Here is an 18,016-nt window from a genome sequence, read left to right as displayed (position 1 = left end):
CAGATTTGGCAGATTGTGCAGATTTAATCTTTTTAATCTGTGTTATATTTTTTCACAAATTGAAAAAATATAAAAAATCAGCTTGATCTGCTAAATCTGCGAGAGCATTAATTCTTTTAATCTATAGTTAACTTTTTTATTTTGCCCACTCCGTTTTAAAAGTGGTTTTTCCGTTTAATAGATTTGTAACTACATCAAAATTATTTCCGGTTTTTGTAACCTTTATTTCTTGAACGTTGGTGTCGTTTGGCAAAAATACTTTGGCTGTTGCTGAAGTGGTTTTATCACTCGCGTAAACTTTTAAAGTCAATTTGCTCCAATCCATATCTTTTGTTGACTGCGCTAAACCAATGTGCGGAATTGCAGTTCCGTCTTTTACCAAAACTACAATTGGCACTTCACCGGCTTTGATTTTATGCCAGCCTGATTGGTATACTTTTTTAGTTTGATAATCAATCCAAGTTCCTTCTGGAAGATAAACATCTCTTTCTGTCACTTCTTCAAAAAGCGGTGCAACCAACATACTTGACCCAAATAAATATTCATTATCAACCAGCCAAGCTCCCGGATCATTTGGATATTCTACAAATAAAGCACGCATCATTGGCAAACCTTTTTGTGAACTTTCCTTCGCCTGAGCATAGATATATGGCATTAATTCGTAACGCATATTATCTGCTTTTCTAAATCCTTCCAAGAAATCTTTGCTATACAACCACGGTTCGCGAGGCGGTTCTCCGTGACTTCTTACGTGTGAAGTAAACATTCCGAAAGGCGCCCATCTTCTGTATAAATTCTCTGGTGATTTTGTTGCGAATCCTCCAACGTCATGACTCCAGAAACTGAATCCGCTAAGACCTAATGAAAGTCCGCCACGTAATTCTGCCGACATTGCTCCGTTTGAAGTTTCAGCATCTCCGCCCCAATGGAGAGGATAGCGCTGACTTCCTGCCCAAGTACTTCTTGCCCAAATTAAAGTGTAGCCTTTCTCTTTTTGAGTGATTTCAGCAACTGCTTTATTATATCTAAGTGGATATAAATTGTGCTCATAAAATCCCGTTCTTCCCGAATGATAAATTCCGTCTGGTGGAGCCGCTTCTCCAAAATCAACTTTGAAAACCGAAACGCCTTCGTCAAATAATTTTTTCAATTTTCCTTGGTACCAAGAAATAGTTTCTGGGTTTGAAAAATCTAAAACCGCATCTTCATAAGGAAGATTTCCTTTTCTGTCTCTTACAGCCAAATTTTTGTCCATAATTTCCGGAAACAAAGTGTTCTTTGGAGTGAAATAAGGCAACTGCCAAAGACATACGTGAAAACCATCTTCTTTCAAATCAGACATCATTTTTGTGGCGTCCGGGAAACGAGATTTTGCAAACTCGTAGTTGTTTCTCCAATCTACATCAAACCAACCTGTGTCGAAGTGAATTACGTCTGTTGGGATTTTGTATTTACGCAAATCTCTGGCAACATCGCGTCCTTCTTTTTCTGAGAAATAGGTAATACGGCTCATCCAGAAACCAAATGACCAAAGTGGCGGCATAGCAGCTTTTCCTGTCAAATTCGTGTATTGATCTAAAATGTCTTTTGGTTCACCAATGAAGAAAAACAAATCGGCTTCGTCGTCTCCAATGTACATTTCGTTAGCACTCGAGAAATATTTTCCGAAGTCAACCGTAATAGGCGTTGAATGGTGCATGAAAACTCCATAACCACGGCTACTCATATAAAACGGAATTGGTTTGTACATCGTTTCATTTTGGATTCCGTTTGCATCATCTGTCCATAAAACTACTTTTGAACCGCGTTTGTTGAATTGGGTAAATGATTCACCGCAACCAAATATTTTTTCGTCTGGTTCTAAACTAAACGCCGCACCCATACTTCTTGAATAATCGCTGTTTCTTCGAACATACGAAAATGGAAGTGTCGGCGTATACGTATTTTTAAAATCAGTATCGTGAAGCGTGCTTGTCAGCAATTTTCCTTTTTCATCGTAGATTTTTACGTGCCAAGGTTTAGTCAAAATTTCAACTTTTCCATGTTTGCTTGTGTAACTATGACCGTCTTCGATTTTAGCATATTTCCATAATTCAGGATGATTTGGTGCAACACCATCAACAAGCATTAAAGATTCCTTTTGTGGATGAAACTGTGGCCCTGAAGTTGTTTTGATTCGGATAGTTCTGTCTGAAACAAACTGAATTTCGAACGGCAAAACTGGCGATTCTGCATATTCTGTCGTCGGGAATTCGTTTGCTTTTTCCACATCTGGTTTCATCATCATGTTGTTGAAAGCCTGACGTGTTTTATAATTGTATCTCAAATATTTTATAGTTCCTTTTCCCGTTGCAGGATCAAAAGATGCTAGTTCATCGGCAAAATAAAATGTATTTAGATAGTTCTGAAAATCTTTGCTGATGTCAATTGGTGCGTTCAGCACATCTGCATTTTGAATTTGTGCTGACACTTTTGGCGAAAGCAGCAAACTTGCAAATAAAGACAAGGACGCTATTTGTATTTTTTTCATTGTGTGTTTTTATTTATTAGCTCGTCCTGCAAGGTTTTTCAAACCTTGTAGGTTTAATTTTTTAACTATTGAACCTATATACCTACAAGATTTGAAAAACCTTGCAGGACGAAACTTATTATTCTGTTGTAATTACAATTGTTGCGGATTTTAATCCGTTTGCTTTTGCAGTCAATTCTAATCTTCCTGATTTCGTACTCGATTGAACAATTACTAAACATTTTCCGTTTAGCGCCGTATGTTTTGAACCTTTGTACGATTCATGACTTACTGGATCTCCACTGCAAACGCCTACAATTTTTCCATTTCCTTTTAAAGAGAAATTAATTTCGTTATTGGCATTTGGGACCAAAGTTCCGTTGGCATCCAAAATATCAACTGTAACGAATGACAAATCATTTCCGTCCGCTTTTATAGTACTTCTGTCAGCAGTTAATTTTAAGTTTTCAGGATTTCCGGCTGTTTTGATTTCTTTTTCTAAAACTACTTTTCCGTCTTTACGAGAAATGGCTTTTAATGCTCCTGCTTCAAACGGAATTCTCCACATTACGTGTAAATCGTCTCCTTTTTTGCTTCTTTTTCCAACCGATTTTCCGTTTACAAAAAGCTCAACCTCATCAGCTTTATTATAATAGGCCCAAACATCAACGGTTTGTCCCGCTTTCCAGTTCCAATGCGGAAAAATGTGTAGCACCGTTTTATCTGTCCATTCGCTTTGGTACATATAATATACGTCTTTTGGGAAACCGGCCAAATCTACAATTCCGAAATATGAACTTACCGATGGCCATTCATAAGGAGTTGGTTCTCCGATATAATCAAAACCTGTCCAAACATATATTCCGGCTAAGAAATCGTGTTTTTTGATGATTTTCCAAGTGGCTTCGTGCGTAGAACCCCAAGGTGTCTGCACCTGATCATAGGCAGAAACCGTATTTCCTGGATTTCCTTCGGTAAATTTAAGATCCCAACGTACTGGCCATTTTTTGATTTCCTCTGAATTAGTATCGTAATAACCTCTTGTCTGTAATCCTGAAGTAGTTTCCGTTGCAATGAAAGGTTTATTTGGGAAGTTTTTTTGATGATGCTCATACGTTTGATGTGCATAATTATAACCAATCAAATCCAAAACCCCTGATCCAGCAAGCGGATTTATAGAAACATTCTTTTTCTCAAATTGTAAAGTTACTTCGTCAATATTCATATTTACCGGCGGATTCATTCCTGCCGTAATTGGGCGCGTTTTGTCATTTAAACGAACAATTTCTGCTAATTCTTTTGCAATTTTAATTCCTTCGTCGTTCCATTGTTCTGGAATTTCATTTCCAATGCTCCACATAAAAATACTTGGATGATTACGGTCACGACGAAGCTGATCACTCAAATCCTGTCGATGCCATTTATCCCAATCATTTGCATAATCGTATTTGGTTTTGTTTTGTTTCCACATGTCAAAAGCTTCATCCATGACAATGAAACCCATTTTATCACATAAATCAAGAAGCTCTGGAGCGGGTGGATTGTGTGACGTTCTAATTCCGTTCACGCCCATTTCTTTCAGAATTTCTAACTGACGTTCAATAGCTCGCGTATTGATTGCAGATCCTAACGGTCCTAAATCGTGGTGCATACAAACGCCCTTGATTTTGACTTGTTTTCCATTCAGAATAAACCCCTTATTCAGATCAAATTTAAAATCTCTGATTCCAAAGTTGGTTTTGTATTGATCGACAACTTTATCGTCAACTAAAACTTCCGTAACTGCTGTATACAATTCTGGCTTTTCATCTGACCATAAAATTGGATTTTCAACCTCAACCTTATCATTGAATAATAAGCCGCTTTTTGCAGCAAGTGTTATTTTCGAAGTAAACGAAGTTACTTTTGAATCGTCTTTATAAATAGTAGTTACAATTGTTGCTTTTTTCGAATCTGAATGATCATTCTGAATTCGAGTTTCAATATTTACCAAAGCTTTTTCAGCAGTAACTTTTGGAGTTGTAACATAAGTTCCCCAATTTTCAACATGTAATTTGTCTGTGGTTTCTAACCAGACATTTCTAAAAATTCCCGAACCTGAATACCAACGAGAATTCGGTTGTTTTGAATTGTCAACTTTTACAATAATTTCATTTTCTTTTTCTCCATAATTCAAATAAGGAGAAATTTGATATTGAAAACCAATATATCCGTTTGGACGTTTCCCTAAATAATGTCCGTTTATCCAAACTTCGCTATTTTTATAAACACCATCAAAAGTGATTGAAGTAAGTTTTGTACTGTCTTCTGCAGCAACTTTGAATGTTTTTTTGTACCAACCTAAACCACCATTCAGAGAACCTCCTCCATATCCGGCCGGGCTTTTTTCATCAAATTTCCCTTCGATGCTCCAATCATGTGGCACATTTAAAGTACGCCATTTTGTTGCAACACCAATGGTATCTTTATCAATAATACTGTCATTAAGATGAAAACTCCAATCTGAATTAAAAGAAACTTTTCGGTTTTTAAAGACCTCTTCGTTTTTGCTGCAGGAACTAAACAATGAAGCTACTGCCAGTAATACAACTACCAGACTGCCAATTAAATACTTTCTTTTATTTTTCATTTTTGATATCATTTATAGTTTTGAAAAACAAATATAAACATACCGATAAGTGACTGTTTCAATCACCTACCGGTTAGTTTATCTATCTAAGTATTAAGTTTTAGAAGGTTTTACTATTAAATGATAAATTAAATAATCGTTGTCGGCTCTAATGGCAATGAAAGCCATTGTTGTTTCGGTAAGTTCTACAATTTGAATATTTGTAAAGCTGAAAGAAGAGCTAAAATAAGAAGGACTATTAGGGTGCAACATTTCTGTTCCTCCATTAAAAACTAATTTGTCTTTTGTCTGACCTGCAGTTAACGTTAAATTATACGTTCCTGTTTTAGTAGTTTGCTTAGTACTACCTGCTGTAGGATCTGTTTGTATTACTTTTACGTTGTAACCTCCATCAAGGTCAAAAGTGATTTCTCCCCAATCCTTATCCTCAAGTCCTGCCCAAGAAATATCAGAAAGATTTGGCCACCATCCCACACCATGTTCTGTAGTATTATGGTATTCGTAATCTGGTTTTCCAATAAATGAAAGCGGTTTTACCATATCTAAAACCCAAGTTTTTCCTTTTGCTCCATTGGTCAGCAAATTCCATCTTGGGTCAGCAAATTGCGCTTCGTCATTTTTAGGTACATCAACAATTACAGGTGCTGCTTCGACTGATCCTCCTCTTGCATAACCTGTGTAATAAATCGTGTATTTTCCAGCAAAAGGAAAATTAAGCACATCTTCACTTTTATTTGAATGTCCAATCTCATTTCCGTTTTTGTCCACATATTTCCAATACGGAATTACTGTTGGATCTTCACTTTTTAAAGTAACTTGGTTTTTGTTTGTTGCACCTTGTGTTACCGAAAACTTAAGTGTTGACGGTGTCAAAGTTACCGCTGGCAAAGTCTCACGATCTTCAATAGCTTCGCATGAAAACAAAAGTGAACTTACGGTTACTGCCGCTACTACTATATATAATATACGTTTCATAATCAATGTTTTTAAGTTTATTACCAACCTGGATTTTGAGTTATTGTACCATTTGAAAGTACGATCTGAGATTGTGGAAGCGGGAACCAGCCCAAAGTCTCGCTTCTAAAAGTCACTGCAAACTGAGAACCTCCCGTTGTATTGTCAATCGCTTTTTTAGTCTCAACCATTCCTTGTCTCAATAAATCGAAGTAACGTTGTCCCTCAAGTGCTAATTCTAACTGACGTTCTTCCATAATAACAGCTTTGCTTACCGTTTTACGATTTGTCGTGTTTTTAAAAGCACGATCACGCACTCTGTCTAAATTAGCTTGTGCAACTGCTGGATTTGAATCTAAATTCAATTCAGCTGCCATAAGCAATACATCTGCAAAACGGATAATTGCATAATCTTGGTAATTATCAATTTGGAAATTTCCTCCATTTGCTTCAACAATACTAGTTCCTGCAGCATTTGTAATAGGACAATATTTTTTCCAAGAATATCCTGTGTATTGACGTTGTTCCCTAGCTTCGGCATTAAAATTTAGATTTTCTCCAACAAAATCAATAAATGATGCTTTTTTTCGAGTATCTGCATTATTGTATGCTGCAACTAATTTTGGATTAACCGTCGCACCACCCCATCCTGAAGCATATCTTCCGATAGCTCCTCCACGTGGCGCAATATTTACTTGAAAACGGTTTCCTTCATGCAAATTCCAATCTCCTTTTCCTGAACCGTTAAAACGAACAGCCCAAACCATTTCGGTATTATCTTCACCTACGAAATTTTCTAAAGATGCCGCAAGCCAAAGATTAGCAAAATCAGGAACCAAATTGTGTCCACTGTTGTTTACTGCATCATTAATATAAGTTACGGCTTGTGCTTTTGTTACAACACCAGCTAAATCTGGTTTGCTGTAAACTCCTGTGTAGAATAAAAATGTTCTTGCTATGTATGCTTCAGCCGCCCATTTGGTGATACGTCCAAAGTTTGTATTTCCTTTTTGAGAATAATTTTCTGATCCAAGATTATCAGCTGCAAATTTCAAATCATTTGCAATTAAAGCATAAGTTACTTCTGGAGCTTGTCTTGGCAAAGTAAATTCACTTGACGTGATAGTGTGATCTAATGGAATAATATCCCCAAACATTTTAGCGGCTGTGAAATGAAAGTGAGCTCTTAAAAAACGAGCTTCTGCTTCGTATCTTGTTTTCAAAGCAGTATCAGTTCCCCAATTGATTTTATCTAAATTTTCTAATAAAATATTAGCTCTATATATTCCTAAATACGCATTTGACCAAACATCTTTGTTCATGTCTTTATCCGAAACGTATAAAAAGCGATCCCACTCAATATCAGCTTGACCATCGGCAATACCGTATCCTCCAAAACAGTCGTCAGAAGCTTGTTCACTAATTAACAAAGGTCCGCCATAAGCTTCGCGCTGCAATACATCATAAACTGCAACTAATCCTTGGAAAGCATCAGCTGGTGTTTTATAAAAATTCTCGGTTACTTTTTGTGTATAAGGTTCCGTTTCTAAAAATTCCTCCGAACAAGCACCTAAAACAAATAAGCTTGATAGGGCAAATAATTTTATATATGTTTTCATCGTTTTCATAAATTAAAAGTTAACATTAAGACCCATCATATATGTTCTTGGCTGTGGATAATATCCAACATCGATTCCTTTAGCCCAAGACTGGTTTACGTTTCCAAAACCAATTTCTGGATCCATTCCTTTGTATTTTGTAAAGGTGTAAATGTTGTTTCCAGCTACATATAATCTGAATTTGCTGAAGAAATGCAGTTTGTTCGTCAGTTTTGTCAAATCACATCCAATTGTTGCATTTTTAATTCTGAAGAAATCAGCATTTTGAACATATAAATCGGAGAATCTCGTGTAGTTTCCGTTTGGATCAGTTCCATAAGTCACTCTCGGAATTTTGTTTGAAGTTCCTTCAGTAGTCCATCTGTTTAATGTTTCTGTTGTATTATTTGTGTACGCACGAGTGGCATCATGAATTCCAAAGACATTTTGGCTTCCCGAAACACCATAAGTATTGATAGTGAAATCAAATGCTTTATAAGAAAGATCCATATTTACACCATAAGAAAAATCAGGATTAGGATTTCCAATTTTTGTTTTATCATTTGCATCAATTTTTCCATCACCATTCAAATCCACAAAACGAACATCTCCAGGAGAAGCATTTGGCTGAACGCCTGCAGAAACTTCAGCTACATTTTGGAAAATTCCGTCTGTTTTTAATCCGTAGAAATAACCCATCGGCTGACCAACCTCAACACGGTTCATTTCGTCTAAACCTTGGAACAATACATTTGATTCTCCGTGAATGATTCCCTCACTGTTTGCAATTCGAAGAACTTTATTCTCATTATGCGAAAGGTTTGCATTAATACCAAAGTTCCAATCTTTAGCAAAAGTCTTGCGGTAACCCATAGTAATTTCAAAACCTTTATTGCTCACATCTCCACCATTAATATAAGGTGCAGTTGCGCCCGCGTACGTTGGTATAGAAGCTAAAACCAACCAATCTTTTGTTTTCTTGTCGTAGTAATCAAAACTCAAACTGAAATTTGTAAATAATACAGCATCAAAACCTAAATCCAACTGCTCTGAAGTTTCCCATTTCAAATCGCGGTTTGCTAATTGATCTGGGCTTGAACCCACTAATAAAGTTTCGTCTCCAGTTCCAAAATGATAACTTTTATCAGTAGAATTTACTGTTGACATATAAGCAAATTTTCTAGCAAACTGATCGTTACCGTTTTGTCCCCAGCTACCTCTAATTTTTAAAGTATTCAAGACTTTATTTTCTGCTGGGAAAAAGCTTTCTTTATCCACATTCCATCCAGCGGAGAATGATGGAAAAATTGCATATTTGTTGTTTGGGCCAAATTCAGAAGATCCGTCCCGACGAACTGTCGCTGAGAACAAATATTTATTATTGTAGTCGTATAATAAACGTCCGAAGTAAGACTGAATCGCATAATCTGTACGATTTCCTCCAACTGTATTTGAAGTCTGATCTTTTGCATTATCTAAATAAGCATGCTCAAAATCATCAAAAATTAAATTTTTGCCTGTTGCAGTCATATAATCAGAAGTGTTTTTCTTTGCAGAAGTACCCACTAAAACATCAAAATTATGCGCATTGCTTAATACAAACTTATATTGTAATGTATTTTCAAAAATCCACCCTTGTGATTTTGTACCGCTTTGTGTTACACTTGAAACCGTATTATTGTCATTTGAAGAAAGCGAATAAACGGGTCTGAAAGAACGGTAGTTGCTGTCTGTCATATCGATACCAAAGCTCGTTCTGAAAGTAAAGTTTTTCAAGAATTTCAATTCAGCAAAAATATTCCCAACATAACGATTTGACTTACTTTCGTTGAAATTATTATAATACAATGATCCAAGGGGATTGCTAACGTCAGCCGAAATAATAGAATGCGCAAAATCGCCATTCTCATCATAAGCTGCATCAACCGGAGCTGCGTTTAAAAAGCTTCTGATAGCGTTGCTGTAGATGCCGTCATCAGCAACTCCACTGCTTTTGATATTTGACAAAGTGAAGTTTTCTCCAATTTTCAAATGATCTTCAATAATTTCAGAAGTTGAATTTACACTAAAAGTAACACGATTGTATTGTGATTGATTTGTTGTTCCGCCAATCATACCGTCTTGTCCGTAATAAGACAATCCCGTTGCGATTGTTGATTTTTTGTCACCTCCAGTAATTAAAAGGGAATGATTTTGTTTGATTGCACCCTCATTAAACAAATCATCTTGCCAATCATGATTTGGCAAAGTAGCCACTTGAGCCTGTGTATACAAAGGCGTGTAACCAGAATTAACGCGAGCCTCGTTAATAATAGTCGTATATTCCTGTGTATTCATCAAGTCTAACTTTTTAGCAACTTGCTGAAAACCAGTATAAGAATTTAAGGAAACATTCATTTTTCCCTCTTTTCCTTTTTTGGTTGTCACCAAAATAACACCGTTTGCTGCTCTTGCTCCATAGATAGAAGAGGCTGCAGCATCTTTCAAAACATCCACCCTTTCAATAACCGAAGGATCAAGATATCCAATTCCGTTATCAACAACAACACCATCAACAACATAAAGCGGATCACTGTTTCCTGCAGTTCCTGCTCCACGAATGTTTACCACCATGTTTGCGCCCGGCTGTCCAGAAGATGACATTACATTCACCCCAGATGCCTGACCTTGCAAAGCATTTACAACATCTAAGCTCGCCACCTGCTGAATATCTTTTCCTGATACTAATGAAGTTGCTGCTGTATTTACTTTTTTCTTCTGAGTTCCGTATCCTATAACAACAATTTCTTTAAGTTCTGCTGTTTCGGCCTGCATTGCAACATTTAAAGTTTTTTGTGTTCCTACTGTAACTTTTTGTGTTTTATATCCCATAAAGCTTACTACAAGTACATCTCCGGCTTTTGCCTCGATTTTGTAGTTTCCGTCAAAATCAGTTGCTGTACTGACTTTTGTCCCTTGTACCAAAATAGTAGCACCCGGAACTCCCATTCCATCCTCTGCCGAGGATACATTTCCACTTATTGATCTTGACTGGTCCTGAGCAAAACCAGACTGCAGTGTAAATACGCTAAGCAACAGCGCCATACAAAACGGAAGCATTGTCGTTTTAATACAATTTTTGCTTTTCATAATAATTAAGAATTGGTTAAATTAAGTTAGTTGTAATATGTAATTAAAGTGTAAGTTTTCGAATTAGAATGAATACATAAAATCTGATTTTATGAATTTTTTGGTTTATCAATTTCCTTGAGAAAGAGGTTCATTTAAAAACTTATAGTCAAATTGAACTTATCTTATGGTAAATTTGACTACAAGTGTAAAACTTTTTTTCTATATTAGCAAAATATTAAGTCTATTTTTTTTCATTTCTGATTTATATCAGCTCATTTTTGCCGATACAACAAGCAATTAGCTTAAAAACGAAATATTAAATGATAAAAAAATAGAGAAGTGCAATTTTAGTAGTCAACTATTTAAAATGTTTTTGTTTCGGTATGCACTTTAATAATAAACTCGCATTTTTTTGACTTACAGAAAATTGCGACCTAAAAAACATTCAGTAATCAACAAAGACAATTATGCATTTTATTTGTTTAATTTGTCCTAATTAATTTAGCACATGGTTAAAAAATTAGATATCGGTACCGCCACAAACAATGAGCAAAATGCAATGAACGCCATCACTATTGACTGTGTGATTTTTGGTTTTGACAAAGGAAGCCTCGAAGTGCTTTTAGTACAGCACGGGGAAGGCATCAGTAAAGGAAAATGGGGACTTCCAGGAGGTTGGATTTACAAAAAAGAAAGCACCGACAATGCTGCGCACCGTTTATTAAATGAACTTACAGGATTGGACAATATCTACCTTGAGCAACTAAAAGCTTTTGGTGATCCTGATCGTTTTCCGCTTCGACGCGTTATTACTATTGGTTATTATGCATTAGTAAAAAGAGAAGATTACAATATTAAGGCAGGTTTTACAGCTTCTGACGCAAAATGGTATCGAATCAATAGTATTCCGGATCTTATTTATGATCATAACGAAATTCTTTCTTATAGTTTAAAACATCTTCAAAACAGAGTACGCCAAGCGCCCATTGGATTTAATTTATTGCCAGAAAAATTTACATTGCTACAGCTTATGCATTTATATGAAGAGATCTTGGGCATCGAAATGGACAAATCGAATTTCAGGCGAAAAATTCTGCATATGAAATTATTAGTTGCTTTAGACGAAAAACAGCAAGATGTTTCGCATCGAGCAGCAAAATTGTATAAATTTGACCCCGAGATTTATAATAAGCTCACTCAAAAAGGATTTAATTTTGAATTTTAATCCACTTTGTATAAACGATTTATGCTAAAAAATTACAACAATGAATAACAGCACAGCTGTAGATGGCATCACAATTGACTGCGCAATTTTCGGATTCAACAAAGCAAGCCTAGAAGTGCTTTTGGTGCAACATGCCGAAGGAGAAAGTATTGGAAAATGGGGTTTGTTAGGTGGTTATCTTAGAAAAGACGAAAGCGCCGATGAAGCCGCCCAGCGAATCGTTTATGAACTTACTACGCTAGACAACATTTATTTGGAACAGCTGAAAGCCTTTACTGACCCAAAGCGTGTCAGCGAAAGACGTGTTGTGACCATTGGTTATTATACTTTGGTAAATCGGGAAGATTATAATATCAAAGCCAGTCAAACCGTTATCGAAGCAAAATGGTACAAAATCAATGAAATTCCAGATTTGATTTTTGATCATAACGAAATTTTTGATTTCAGTTTGATGCAATTGCAAAACAGAGTGCGTCAGGCTCCAATTGGCTTCAATCTTTTGCCTGAAAAATTCACTTTGTTGCAGTTGATGCATCTTTATGAAGAAATTCTCGGAATTGAATTGGACAAATCAAATTTCAGACGAAAAATTCTACATATGAAACTCCTTGTTGCGCTCGATGAAAAACAACAAGATGTCTCGCATCGAGCAGCAAAACTCTATAAATTTGACCCAGATATTTACAAAAAACTGACTGAAAAAGGATTTAATTTTGAATTTTAGCGTTTCTTTTGAATCTCAGTTGCCAACTATCGGTCAACTCCATTTCAGAATCCAAAACTTTGCGCTATCTTTGCGCCTTAATAACATGCTCTAAAGCAATTGCTGCAGTGCAATTTATACCCAAAAAAAAGACTTAAACTCGATTAGAGAACTGATATATACAAATGAAGAAGATACGTAATTTTTGCATTATTGCACACATTGACCACGGTAAAAGTACATTAGCAGACCGATTACTAAGTGCTACACAAACCGTTACAGCCCGTGAAGAAAAAGCACAATTGCTTGACAACATGGACTTGGAACGCGAGCGTGGAATTACCATTAAGAGTCATGCCATTCAGATGGAATACAAATACAAAGGCGAAGAATATATCTTAAACTTAATTGACACTCCTGGTCACGTTGACTTTTCATATGAAGTTTCACGATCTATTGCTGCCTGCGAAGGTGCGCTTTTGATTGTTGATGCTGCACAAAGTATTCAAGCACAAACGATTTCAAACTTATATTTAGCTCTTGAAAACGACTTGGAAATTATTCCGGTTTTAAACAAAGTCGATTTGCCAAGTGCTAATCCAGAAGAAGTTAGTGATGATATTATCGATTTACTGGGATGTAAATTAGAAGATATTATTCATGCTTCTGGAAAAACTGGTTTTGGTGTTGAGAACATTCTTGCTGCCATTATCGAAAAAATTCCAGCTCCAAAAGGAGATCCAGAAGAGCCATTGCAAGCTTTAATTTTTGACTCAGTTTACAATCCGTTCCGCGGAATTGAAGTAATCTTCAGAGTTGTAAATGGAGAAATCAAAAAAGGTCAGAAAATCAAATTCATGGCTACGGACAATGAATATTTTGCAGATGAAATTGGAACTTTAAAACTAAATCAAGTTCCTAAAAATGTAGTTTCGGCGGGAGATGTTGGATATTTGATTTCTGGAATTAAAGAAGCTCGTGAAGTAAAAGTTGGTGATACCATTACAGATGCAAAAGTTCCGACAACGAATATGGTTGCTGGTTTTGAGGATGTAAAACCAATGGTATTTGCCGGAATCTATCCTGTTGACACTGAAGATTACGAAGATTTACGTTCTTCAATGGAAAAATTACAATTGAATGACGCTTCATTAGTTTTTACTCCTGAAAGTTCTGCTGCATTAGGATTTGGTTTCCGTTGCGGATTCTTGGGAATGCTTCACATGGAAATCATTCAGGAACGTTTAGAGCGTGAGTTCGATATGACGGTAATCACAACAGTTCCTAACGTTTCGTATTTGGCTTACACCAAGAAACATCCAGAAACACCAATCGTTGTAAACAACCCATCAGATTTACCAGAGCCTTCAAAATTAGACAGAGTTGAAGAGCCATTTATTAAAGCTACTATCATCACAAAAGCTGATTTCGTTGGAAACGTAATGAGTTTATGTATTGAAAAACGTGGTTTGATTACTAATCAAACTTATTTGACGACTGAAAGAGTTGAATTAAATTTTGACATGCCTTTAGCGGAAATTGTATTCGATTTTTACGATCGTTTAAAAACAGTTTCTAAAGGTTATGCTTCTTTCGATTATTCTCCAATTGGAATGAGAACTTCGAAATTAGTTAAACTTGACGTTCTTTTGAATGCTCAAACAGTTGATGCACTTTCTGCCTTGATCCACGAAGACAATGCATACAACATCGGTAAAAAAATGACCGAGAAATTACGCGAACTAATCCCAAGACAGCAATTTGACATTCCGATTCAGGCGGCAATTGGAGCTAAAATTATTGCTCGTGAAACGATTAAAGCACTTCGTAAAGACGTTACCGCAAAATGTTATGGTGGAGATATTTCGCGTAAGCGTAAATTGCTTGAAAAACAGAAAAAAGGTAAAAAACGTATGCGTCAAGTAGGAAATGTTGAAATCCCGCAAGAAGCATTTATGGCTGTTTTGAAATTGAACGACTAGATTTTTTATTTAGAAAAAAGAATAAAGAAACCAGATTATAGATTAATCCCGATGACGAAAGTTGTCGGGTTTTTTGTTTTATATTAGCAATCAATTGACTATTAAATAGTTAAAAATAAGGCAATTTTAAGTAATCCTAATCTTACTTAATGAGCCAAAAAACAATAAATATCTGATTTTTAACGCAGTTCATCGAACTTAAAGTTAATTTCATACTAAAAAATTGTATTTTTAATCCTACAACTTTAAACTGTAAGATTATGAAAACCAAATTTTCAATTATTTTAGGCTTATTTACATTTTGCTTTGCCAATGCACAACAAGAAGATCAAGTTAATTCTGAAATGAATAGTGCAAAAGGAATTACCTTTGCGCATGGCGATATGTTTGTCGAAGGCGCATTGCAAATTGCTACTGGCGGTGATCGCGATTATTATGCTTTTAATCCCAAATTTGGATATTTCCTTAATGACAAATTTGCCGTTGGTGGACAAATTAGTTTTTCAAGTGACAAATATGAATCTACTGACACAAAAACCAACATCTTTGGTATTGGAGGATTTGCAAGATATTATGTATTAGAATTAGACAAAAAACGTTTCAAAGCCTATGGCGAAGCAGGATTAGGTTATGGCCGAAACAAAATAGAAGACAATACTGGCTCCGATGACAGCAATAGTCTTACCGCCAATATTAATGTTGGTTTAAACTATTTTGTAACCAAAAATATCGCAGTAACTTTTGTTTTGGCAAACTTACTATCTTATAATAGCGTTTCTCCAGAAAATGGCCCATCTTCAAATACATTCGAATTAAACATAAATTTGTTCAACAATATCTTTGATCAGCCTAAGTTTGGGCTATTGTACAAATTTTAATTCATTCGAGAATTTATTTACAAAGCTGTTCTAATTTGGGACAGCTTTTTTATTTCTTAAAACCTTTAACCTTTGTAACTTTGAATCTCTGAACCTTTGAACCTTTGAACCAAAAAAAAAAATGGACGAAACCCCAAAACGATTTGACCGAATTGTAGCTATTCTTATTCAATTACAATCTAAGAAAATTGTAAAAGCGCAAGAATTAGCGGATCGTTTTGACTGCAGTTTACGAACCATTTACAGAGACATTCGAACACTTGAAGCTTCGGGAGTTCCTATTTATAGTGAAGCCGGTGTTGGTTATGCTTTGATGGAAGGTTACAGATTGCCACCGGTAATGTTCACCCGCGAAGAAGTAAGCAGTTTTATTGCCGCCGAAAAATTGATGCAGAAATTTACTGATCCATCGCTTGGGAGTCATTATGCTTCAGCAATGTACAAACTGAAATCAGTTTTAAGAAGTACAGATAAAGATTATCTTTCTAATATTGAATCGCGCGTTGTGATGCAAACCGCAGAACCAATGTTCAACAATAATTCTCCAAATACTTTAGAAGTTCTTTTTGAAGGCATTGCAGAGAAAAAACAAATTCTGCTCACTTATAAAACTTATGAAAGAGACGAAACAACACAGCGAAATCTAGAACCTGTTGGTGTTTTTCATGATAACAATAATTGGTATTTCCTAGGATATTGCCATTTGCGAAAAGATTATCGCCAATTTCGAACGGACCGAATCGAGGGAATTAAAAAAACAGATCTTGATTTTACAATCGAACACAATTCACTGGAAACTTATTTGACCAAAACAGATACTTGCCCTACGACAAAAGTCCGTATCCTTATTGATAAAAAAATTGCGAGATACTTGGCAACCGAAAGAAAATACCACGGTTTCATTTCTGAAAAAGAGATCGACGGAAAAATTGAGATGACTTTTATGTGCCGAGATATTGAAAGTGGTTTCCCAAGATGGTTTTTAATGTTTGGTGATTACGCCACAATTTTAGAACCCGAAAGACTCAAAACAAGAGCTTTAGAATTGCTTGAAATCAACAGACAAAGACTTTTATAGAAAAAAAAACTCCTAATGCAACATAGTTACATTAGGAGTTTTTTTTTTATTTCTGATTTTTCACCACATTATAAAAATTATAATCGGTATTTGAAGCATCGGTTATTCCGATATTTCGACCAATGGTTACAATTTGTCCGCGATGGTAAGTTCCGTGATTTATCACTTGAAGCAAGTAATCTGAAATTGGCAATTCGCATTCAAACCAAGGATTAGTAATTTTAACTTCTTTAATTAAATCTTCTTCAGACATAGAGTGAATAAGATCTCTCAATTTTGCAGATGAACTTAGAAGCCCAGCAAAAATTTGATCTTCTGATAATTCACCTATTTCTTTCTTTTGTATCATCGGAGTTTCAGAAATAACCGAAAACCAATATTCTTCGGTAGCCCAAATATGATCCAATGTTTTTATAATACTAGGATAACTTGAAGCCACTTCGGCATAAAGCAATTCTTCTGATTTCGGCGAAAGCCAATTCACAAATTGTTGATTTACCCATAGATTATAATCGGCAAAATTGGACATTATTCTTTTCAAACTCATAGTCATTAATTTTAGGTTTTAAATAAATCAAGATATACCTGAAGTCTGTCGGTTTAATCAGCAGACTCAATCCTGAGACTTCGGAAGCACAATCCTAAAGCTTAATTTAACCACAAATTACACAAATTTTCGCAAATTAATTTGTGTAATTTGTGCAATTTGCGGTTAAAAAACTTTTTAGAAGGTGAAAGCCAAATGCACTAAAGCACATCGTTTTAAAATTTTTCTGAGACCAATAAAGTTTCAAAGAATTGCTGATTATCTTTCCCAGAAAAAGGGTGGTTCAATGTTCAAGGCTCTCAAATATACGTAAGCTTGCCCACGGTGATGCACTTCATTATCAATAAAATACAATATATTTTGAATAATTGGAAATTCATATTGCCCAAAAAGATTAAAGTTTTCGCTAAAATCTTCAATTGATAATTGTTCCCAATATTTATTGATTTCTTCAGTTGCTTGATCCCATTTTTCAAGATATTGCGCTTTAAAAATCAGTTTTTCTCCACCTTCTTCATTATAAGGCTCACTGGTTCTGTTTACGATTCCTTTTAATGCAGGAACTGCAATTGCCAAAAGTTCATCAACTAATTTTGAAAAAGGACGCATGCCACCAATTGAAAATTCGAAGAAATCTTTCTCTGGAAAAAGTTCAATCAAACGACGAGTCAATGCTCTGTGTCCTTGCCAATGTTTCAATAAATCTTCTGATGTAATAACTTGTGCTTCTAAAGTTTTCATGGTTTTAAAGTTTTAAAATTTTAATACTTCAAAATTAAAATGGGCCGGTGACAACAGTTTG

At 35.5% G+C, this 18,016-nt stretch carries 12 protein-coding genes; 5 read left to right on the top strand and 7 right to left on the bottom strand.

Going from position 1 to position 18,016, the window contains the following annotated elements:
* Positions 1-136: 136 nt before the first annotated feature.
* From H600_RS0107635 to H600_RS0107615, 5 genes are all read right to left on the bottom strand, one after another.
* Positions 137-2,530, bottom strand: a complete 2,394-nt coding sequence (locus tag H600_RS0107635) for a glycoside hydrolase family 31 protein (RefSeq protein WP_026728223.1) — start codon at positions 2,528-2,530, stop codon at positions 137-139.
* Positions 2,531-2,648: 118 nt separating this feature from the next.
* Positions 2,649-5,138: a beta-galactosidase GalB gene (gene galB / locus H600_RS0107630; protein ID WP_035108488.1), complete on the bottom strand. Its 2,490-nt coding sequence runs from the start codon at positions 5,136-5,138 to the stop codon at positions 2,649-2,651.
* Positions 5,139-5,231: 93 nt separating this feature from the next.
* Positions 5,232-6,113 (bottom strand): hypothetical protein, encoded by an 882-nt coding sequence (locus tag H600_RS0107625; RefSeq protein ID WP_035108515.1) that lies wholly within the window; start codon positions 6,111-6,113, stop codon positions 5,232-5,234.
* Between the two features lie 20 nt (positions 6,114-6,133).
* On the bottom strand, positions 6,134-7,711 hold the full coding sequence (locus H600_RS0107620; RefSeq protein ID WP_026728220.1) for a RagB/SusD family nutrient uptake outer membrane protein: 1,578 nt from the start codon (positions 7,709-7,711) through the stop codon (positions 6,134-6,136).
* 12 nt (positions 7,712-7,723) lie between these two features.
* Positions 7,724-10,819 (bottom strand): SusC/RagA family TonB-linked outer membrane protein, encoded by a 3,096-nt coding sequence (locus tag H600_RS0107615; protein WP_026728219.1) that lies wholly within the window; start codon positions 10,817-10,819, stop codon positions 7,724-7,726.
* A gap of 490 nt (positions 10,820-11,309) precedes the next feature.
* Between H600_RS0107615 and H600_RS0107610 the strand changes: the two genes are divergently transcribed.
* The 5 genes from H600_RS0107610 (at position 11,310) to H600_RS0107590 (ending at position 16,667) form a co-directional block, all read left to right on the top strand.
* Positions 11,310-12,026: an NUDIX hydrolase gene (locus H600_RS0107610; protein WP_026728218.1), complete on the top strand. Its 717-nt coding sequence runs from the start codon at positions 11,310-11,312 to the stop codon at positions 12,024-12,026.
* A 40-nt stretch (positions 12,027-12,066) separates the two neighbouring features.
* Entirely contained in the window at positions 12,067-12,750 is a 684-nt protein-coding gene (locus H600_RS0107605) for an NUDIX hydrolase (RefSeq protein WP_035108486.1), read from the top strand.
* Positions 12,751-12,914: 164 nt separating this feature from the next.
* The gene (gene lepA, locus H600_RS0107600) at positions 12,915-14,711 is read left to right on the top strand and encodes a translation elongation factor 4 (RefSeq protein ID WP_026728216.1); all 1,797 of its coding nucleotides are present in this window, start codon (positions 12,915-12,917) and stop codon (positions 14,709-14,711) included.
* A gap of 260 nt (positions 14,712-14,971) precedes the next feature.
* Positions 14,972-15,589, top strand: a complete 618-nt coding sequence (locus tag H600_RS0107595; RefSeq protein ID WP_026728215.1) for an outer membrane beta-barrel protein — start codon at positions 14,972-14,974, stop codon at positions 15,587-15,589.
* 121 nt (positions 15,590-15,710) lie between these two features.
* Complete coding sequence (locus H600_RS0107590) at positions 15,711-16,667, top strand: helix-turn-helix transcriptional regulator (RefSeq protein WP_026728214.1); 957 nt, start codon at positions 15,711-15,713, stop codon at positions 16,665-16,667.
* A gap of 46 nt (positions 16,668-16,713) precedes the next feature.
* On the opposite strand, the gene H600_RS0107585 is transcribed toward H600_RS0107590, so the two are convergent.
* Both H600_RS0107585 and H600_RS0107580 read right to left on the bottom strand, forming a co-directional pair.
* Positions 16,714-17,214 (bottom strand): DinB family protein, encoded by a 501-nt coding sequence (locus H600_RS0107585; protein ID WP_026728213.1) that lies wholly within the window; start codon positions 17,212-17,214, stop codon positions 16,714-16,716.
* A gap of 258 nt (positions 17,215-17,472) precedes the next feature.
* The gene (locus tag H600_RS0107580) at positions 17,473-17,955 is read right to left on the bottom strand and encodes a DinB family protein (RefSeq protein ID WP_026728212.1); all 483 of its coding nucleotides are present in this window, start codon (positions 17,953-17,955) and stop codon (positions 17,473-17,475) included.
* Positions 17,956-18,016 lie beyond the last annotated feature (61 nt).

The sequence above is a fragment of the Flavobacterium denitrificans DSM 15936 genome, from assembly GCF_000425445.1.
Classification (GTDB): Bacteria; Bacteroidota; Bacteroidia; order Flavobacteriales; family Flavobacteriaceae; genus Flavobacterium; species Flavobacterium denitrificans.
The sequence above is the reverse complement of the archived record's forward strand: the minus strand, read 5'-3'. Positions and strand labels throughout refer to the sequence as shown.